5 protein-coding genes are annotated in these 6,024 nt (G+C 39.7%); 4 read left to right on the forward strand and 1 reads right to left on the reverse strand.

What is annotated here, in order from left to right; all coding sequences use genetic code 11:
* Positions 1 to 143 precede the first annotated feature (143 nt).
* The 4 genes from ACIQYG_RS17385 to ACIQYG_RS17400 all read left to right on the forward strand — a co-directional run bounded on the left by ACIQYG_RS17385 (position 144) and on the right by ACIQYG_RS17400 (position 5,111).
* Positions 144 to 1,487: a YfcC family protein gene (locus ACIQYG_RS17385; RefSeq protein ID WP_402840273.1), complete on the forward strand. Its 1,344-nt coding sequence runs from the start codon at positions 144 to 146 to the stop codon at positions 1,485 to 1,487.
* A 46-nt stretch (positions 1,488 to 1,533) separates the two neighbouring features.
* The gene (locus ACIQYG_RS17390) at positions 1,534 to 2,724 is read left to right on the forward strand and encodes an amidohydrolase (protein ID WP_402840231.1); all 1,191 of its coding nucleotides are present in this window, start codon (positions 1,534 to 1,536) and stop codon (positions 2,722 to 2,724) included.
* 157 nt (positions 2,725 to 2,881) lie between these two features.
* Complete coding sequence (locus ACIQYG_RS17395; RefSeq protein WP_402840234.1) at positions 2,882 to 3,643, forward strand: dimethylarginine dimethylaminohydrolase family protein; 762 nt, start codon at positions 2,882 to 2,884, stop codon at positions 3,641 to 3,643.
* Positions 3,644 to 3,695: 52 nt separating this feature from the next.
* The gene (locus ACIQYG_RS17400; protein WP_402840235.1) at positions 3,696 to 5,111 is read left to right on the forward strand and encodes an amino acid permease; all 1,416 of its coding nucleotides are present in this window, start codon (positions 3,696 to 3,698) and stop codon (positions 5,109 to 5,111) included.
* A gap of 86 nt (positions 5,112 to 5,197) precedes the next feature.
* Here the strand turns inward: ACIQYG_RS17400 and ACIQYG_RS17405 are convergent.
* A partial coding sequence (locus ACIQYG_RS17405; RefSeq protein WP_402840238.1) for an IS3 family transposase occupies positions 5,198 to 6,024 on the reverse strand: 827 nt, incomplete at its 5' end.

Below are 6,024 nucleotides of genomic sequence, written 5' to 3' on the forward strand. Positions count from 1 at the left end.
AAAAGTATAAAACTTTAACTGGGGGTATTTATATGAATGACCTGCCTGGTGGTCAAATCACTTCCGAGCCGCTTAATCCGAATAATAAGCCACTTAACCAACTAACACAGTTACCGGAAAATGGGATTAATCCTTTTGTATTAATGTTTATCGTAATTGTAATAGTGACGGTTTTAACATATATCTTACCAGCTGGCCAATATGAGAGAATTGAAAAGGATGGCCGAAGTGTAGTCGATCCTGCTTCTTTTGAATTCGTTGAATCAACACCAGTGGGATTATTGGAAATGTTCAGCAGTATTCACGCAGGGATGATTGAAGGAGCGTCAATAATCTTGTTCGTCTTTTTGTTTGGCGGAGCACTGGGAATCATGCAGGCAACAGGGGCACTGGATTCTTTCATTAAGTTTGTGGCTGTCCGATTCGGAACAAAAGAGAAATTGCTTATTCCGTTGATGGTATTAATCTTCGCATCGTTAGGGACACTGATCGGGTCTGCTGAAGATGCATTAGTTTATATCGCAATCATTGTTCCGATGACGATTGCATTAGGCTTTGATGCACTTACTGGTTTTGCGATCGTCATCCTTGGAACATTGGCGACTGGATTCATTTCGGGCATTACGAACCCATTTAATGTTGGAGTTGCCCAAAGCATTGCTGAATTGCCCATGTATTCGGGAATGGGATTGCGAATCGCTCTTCTTGCGGTGTTTTATGTCGTTACAGTATTGTACATCTATTTCCATGCCATGAAGGTTAAAAGAAACCCTGAACTGGGGGAGTATGGGAAATTCAGGCGTGAAGAACATGCACACCTTGATAAAAACTTTAGGATGAGCAAAAGACATTGCGCTGCTTTAATTATTTTATTGGTGAATTTCATTCTATTAGTATATGGAGTTATTAAATTAGGATGGTATATAAGTGAAATTGGCGGCTTGTTTTTATTAAGCGGGATCATAATGGGCCTAATTGGAGGCTTAACTCCGTCAAAGATGGCTAATGGTTTTATTTCGGGAGCAGGCGATATGGTTTCAGGGGCATTGATAATAGGCGTTGCGCAGACAATCTTGGTCATCATTACAAGTGGCGGATTGCTTGATACTATTTTATATTATGCTGCAGGATTGGTTGAGCAGCTTCCTCCCGCCATAAATGCAATCGGAATGTTCATTGTCCAATTATTCCTTAACTTCATTGTTCCATCCGGAAGTGGACAAGCAGCATTGACGATGCCGATCATGGCTCCATTAGCGGATATAATGGGTGTGACAAGACAAACGGCAGTTTTAGCTTTCCAATTAGGGGATGGGATATCGAATATGATATTTCCGACTTCTGGAGTGCTATTGGCTGGACTGGCAGTGGCAGGCATATCATTTACGAAATGGGTAAAATGGGTATTTCCCTATCTTTTGATTCAGGTTGCGATAGCGATTATCTTTTTGATCATTGCTCAAAGCATACAGTATGGCCCTTTTTAAAGATTAAAAATCGGAATATTGGCACTATTGGATGGAGGAGGCATTTATGATGAAGACAATAGAGGAGACAGTTGTGGATGAAGTGATTTCATGGAGGCGTCATTTTCATGAAAATCCGGAGCTCTCGTATCAGGAGCACCAGACTTCCGAATTCATCTATAGGAAATTAAAAACCTTTACAGGATTAGAAGTGACAAGACCTACCGAAACGAGCGTTTTAGCGGTTCTCAAAGGAGCTGAAAAATCACCCCGAAAATCGAATACCATTTCCTTTCGTGCAGATATTGATGCACTCCCGATTGAAGAGGAAGCAGATATTGAATATAAATCAATAAATCCTGGGGTTATGCATGCTTGCGGACATGATGCACATGCTGCGATGTTATTAGGTGCTGCTAAAGTCCTCTCTGGCAAAAAAGATGCAATTAATGGGGAAATCAGGTTCATTTTCCAACACGCCGAAGAAGTTCTGCCAGGAGGAGCTCAGGAATTGGTGAAAAAAGGGGTCATGGAAGGAGTGGATTATGCATTCGCACTGCATGTTACTCCTTATGAACGAACAGGAACAATATGTTTAAGGGAAGGGGTATTTTGTGCAGCAGCCGATGATTTTGAAATTAAAATTATTGGTCAGGGCGGTCATGCGTCGACTCCGGAATTAACGGTAGATCCGCTTATCATTGGTGCAGAAATCACGACGAATATTCAACATATCGTTTCCAGAAAAATTTCAGCTCTTAGGACACCTGTCATTTCAGTCACCCAGTTCCATTCCGGAAGTGCGCTCAATGTCATACCTGAATATGCAGAAATCGGTGGCACCATTCGTTCCTTGGACTCTGATAGCCGAGTGAAAGCAAGGGAGTATCTAGAGCAAATCGTTAAGGGGATTTCAGAAGCACATGGGGCAAAATGTGAAGTCACTTGGTATTTAGGGTATCCAGCAGTGGTAAATGATAAAGCTGCCGTTGATATTTCAAGAACGGTCATGGAGGGGATTTTTGAAGAAAATAATATCATCCAGGTTGATGATCCTATGTTTGGGACAGAAGATTTTTCGGCTTTTTCCGAAATCGTTCCCTCTTCCATGCAATTTCTAGGCGTCCATGATAATGAGTTTGGAAAAGCTTATCCTTTGCACCATCCTAAATTTAAAATCGATGAGAAGGCTTTAGGGTATGGAGTAAGATATTTTGTAGGAATAGCGGATAAATTATGCGGTCATCAAAATAATTGAGAAAGCATGGGCTCAGAAGGGACACCCATTATAGTTAAGAAAGGCTTTCGGTTGCCTCTTCTCTCGCTTTTGTCATAGTTAAGCAGCTGCTTGAACAGTAAAAAGGTCAATTTACCGAATTTTTTAAAAATAAGCTACCTATTCAGGAGGAATATATATGTTTAATCACGCGATTGTAAGAAAGATTGGAAAAAGTTTTGTAAATGGATTAACAACATCGGATTTAGGAAACCCGGATTATGAAAAAGCGCTTGTACAACACGAGGCTTATGTAGAAGCATTAAAACGCTGCGGTGTGAAAGTGACCGTTCTCGAATCGGATGAGAGATACCCTGATTCCACGTTTGTGGAAGATACCGCGGTGTTGACGCCAAAGTGTGCCCTTGTAACCAATCCTGGTGCAGAAAGCCGGAATGGTGAGATTAATGAAATGAAAGAAGTTTTAAAGGACTTTTATGACACAATCGAATATATTCAATCTCCAGGTATGTTAGATGGCGGAGATGTAATGCAAGTTGAAGATCACTTCTATGTTGGCCTTTCAACTAGAACAAATGAAGCTGGTGCTCTGCAGTTCAAAGATATTATGGGTAAATATGGTTATGGCACGACCATCATTCCCCTTAAGAAATTCTTTCATTTAAAAACGGGCGTCAATTACCTGGGAGACAATAATTTATTAGTGGCAGGGGAATTCATTAATCACGAGGCTTTTACTAGCTTCAATCAAATAACCGTAAAACAGGAAGAAGAATATTCCGGTAACTGCGTCAGAATGAACGATTGCGTTATTGTCCCTAAAGGATTTGAGGGTACAAAGAAAAAAATTGAAGATTTGGGATACACAGTGATTGAAGTGGAAATGTCAGAATTTCAAAAACAAGATGGCGGGCTTAGTTGTCTTTCATTGAGGTTCTAAGTTGGTTTGGGAGAAGGCATATGCTTAATAGATAAAATAAGGACGTGATTATATGGGGTATGGACTGGAGAATAATGATCAGCTGCAACGCTCAATGAAAAGACGCCATTTATTTATGCTTTCACTTGGCGGCGTAATTGGTACAGGCCTTTTTTTAAATGCAGGCTATACAATTAACCAAGCGGGGCCAGGAGGTGCCTTGGTCGGTTACCTAGCCGGCGGTCTTATTTTGTATATGGTCATGGTTTGCCTGGGCGAGCTAGCCGTTCATATGCCGGTTACAGGATCATTCCAAAAGTATGCTACCGAATATATTGGGCCTTCTGCCGGTTTCTCTCTAGGATGGATGTATTTCGTAGGTTCAGCCGCAACTGCAGGAGTTGAATTTACGGCAGCAGGAATATTGATGAAACAATGGTTCCCCCATAGTCCTACCTGGATTTGGTGTGCTGCGTTCATAGTGCTTTTATTTACATTGAATGCATTAACGACAAGAGGTTTTGCAGAGGCGGAATATTGGTTCGCTGGAATAAAAATCGTTGCAGTGATTTTGTTTATCTTGATTGGAATCGCAGGTATCTTTGGTTTTGTCTCTTTATCTGATCGTCCGACCCCATTCTTCGAGAATTTGGCTCCTTCTGGTCTTTTTCCGGCAGGCGGCATTACAATTATCTTTGTGACAATGATGAATGTAATATTTTCTTATCAAGGCTCAGAACTAATAGGAATAGCGGCAGGTGAAAGTGAAAAACCTGAAGAAAACATCCCTAAAGCCATTCGAAACGTATTATTTAGAATCATCGTTTTTTACATTTCGTCCATTATCATCCTTTCCGCCATATTCCCTTCTTCGGAATTAGGTTTATTGGAAAGTCCTTTTGTAACTTTGATGAAGATTGCGGGGATTCCTTATGCAGCAGGTATCATGAATTTCATTATTTTGACAGCCATTCTTTCAGTGGGGAATTCATGTCTTTATGCATCTACAAGGTTGCTTTGGTCGATGGCCCATGATGGGATGGCGCCAAAGGTGTTTGGTCTATTGTCCAAAAGGAAAGTGCCTTTGAATGCCCTTCTTTTTACGATATGCTTTTCGCTTCTCTCGTTATTGACTAGCTTCATTGCGGCGGATACTGTGTTCGTGATACTTATGTCCATAGCTGGTATTTCCGTAACGATCTCATGGATGGGAATTGCTTTATCACAATATATGTTTAGAAAGAAATTTATTACAGCGGGTGGTAAAACGGAAGACTTACAATACATAGTACCATTTTACCCATTTGTCCCGTTGTTTTGTTTAGGCTTTTGTTTGCTGATTTTAGTATTCCTTGCCTTTGACCCTACTCAACGAGTTGGTCTGTTTTATGGAATAGGATTTTTGGTAGCCTGTATATTATTCTATAAATTTAAATTGGCTAAGAAAGTGGAGTCGAATACTAACTTTGAAAATGAAAAAATATTGTAATAGAGTGCTATATCGATGCTCCTTCGTATTAAAAGGTTAGCCAGTCTTTAAACTGTACCCTATGTAAAGGACATTTTTAAAAAAGGTTATGCCACTTGGAGAAGGTGATTTCTGTATTGAACAGGAGTCATCTTCTTTAAGTTCCATTGATATCTGAAATTGTTATAGTACGTCATATAACTTCTTATTTCCTTTTTAAGTTCTTCTATAGTATTACAAGGTTTAATATAGGCTTCATCTTTGAAATGACCAAAGAAGGACTCTAGGGGAGCGTTATCCCAACAGTTCCCTCTTCTAGACATGGATTGCCCAAGTCCTAGTTTTTTTACGTGTTTCTGAAAAGTGGGACTAGTATAGTGTACTCCTTGATCAGAGTGAATAAAGGCCCCTTCGGCAAACTTTACTCGTTTATTCTTCGTTAACTTTACTAATGTATCTGTAGCTAAATCTAATGTCATTCGGCTAGACACATTAAAGGCAAGTATTTCATTCGTTGAACTATCTTTAATCGTGGATAAATAAGCCTTTTGTCTATTGTCATAATATAAATATGTAATATCAGTAAGTAATACTTTTCCTGGAATTGCTTGTTTAAACTCTCGGTTTAATAAGTTCGGCAGAATGGTGTGTTCTTGAGTAGCTTTCAACATCTTCTGATAAGGGTTGGTTCTTCTAATAGGACAAACAATCTTGTATTTCCTCATAATCCTTCGGATTCGCTTCAAGTTATATGTAATTCGAAACTGTCCTTCTAACGTCATCTTAATCTGGCGTGCACCTTTTTTGCGGCGTTTAAAATGAAAAGCATTTAAAATATTTTCTTTAAGTATCAAGTCTTTTTCTTCTCTTCGCTCTCTTCTTTCCTGAGCTTGTGAAGAAAAGTAGTTATAAAAACCAGAGCGAGAAACTCCCG

The sequence above is a fragment of the Peribacillus sp. NPDC096622 genome (assembly GCF_044762665.1).
Taxonomy (GTDB): domain Bacteria; phylum Bacillota; class Bacilli; order Bacillales; family DSM-1321; genus Peribacillus; species Peribacillus frigoritolerans_B.

What these genes read in the sequence shown, in the direction of transcription:
- ACIQYG_RS17385 (WP_402840273.1), top strand. Translation starts at nt 144, where the DNA reads ATGTTTATCGTAATTGTAATAGTGACGGTTTTAACATATATCTTACCA.
- ACIQYG_RS17390 (WP_402840231.1), top strand. Translation starts at nt 1,534, where the DNA reads ATGATGAAGACAATAGAGGAGACAGTTGTGGATGAAGTGATTTCATGG.
- ACIQYG_RS17395 (WP_402840234.1), top strand. Translation starts at nt 2,882, where the DNA reads ATGTTTAATCACGCGATTGTAAGAAAGATTGGAAAAAGTTTTGTAAAT.
- ACIQYG_RS17400 (WP_402840235.1), top strand. Translation starts at nt 3,696, where the DNA reads ATGGGGTATGGACTGGAGAATAATGATCAGCTGCAACGCTCAATGAAA.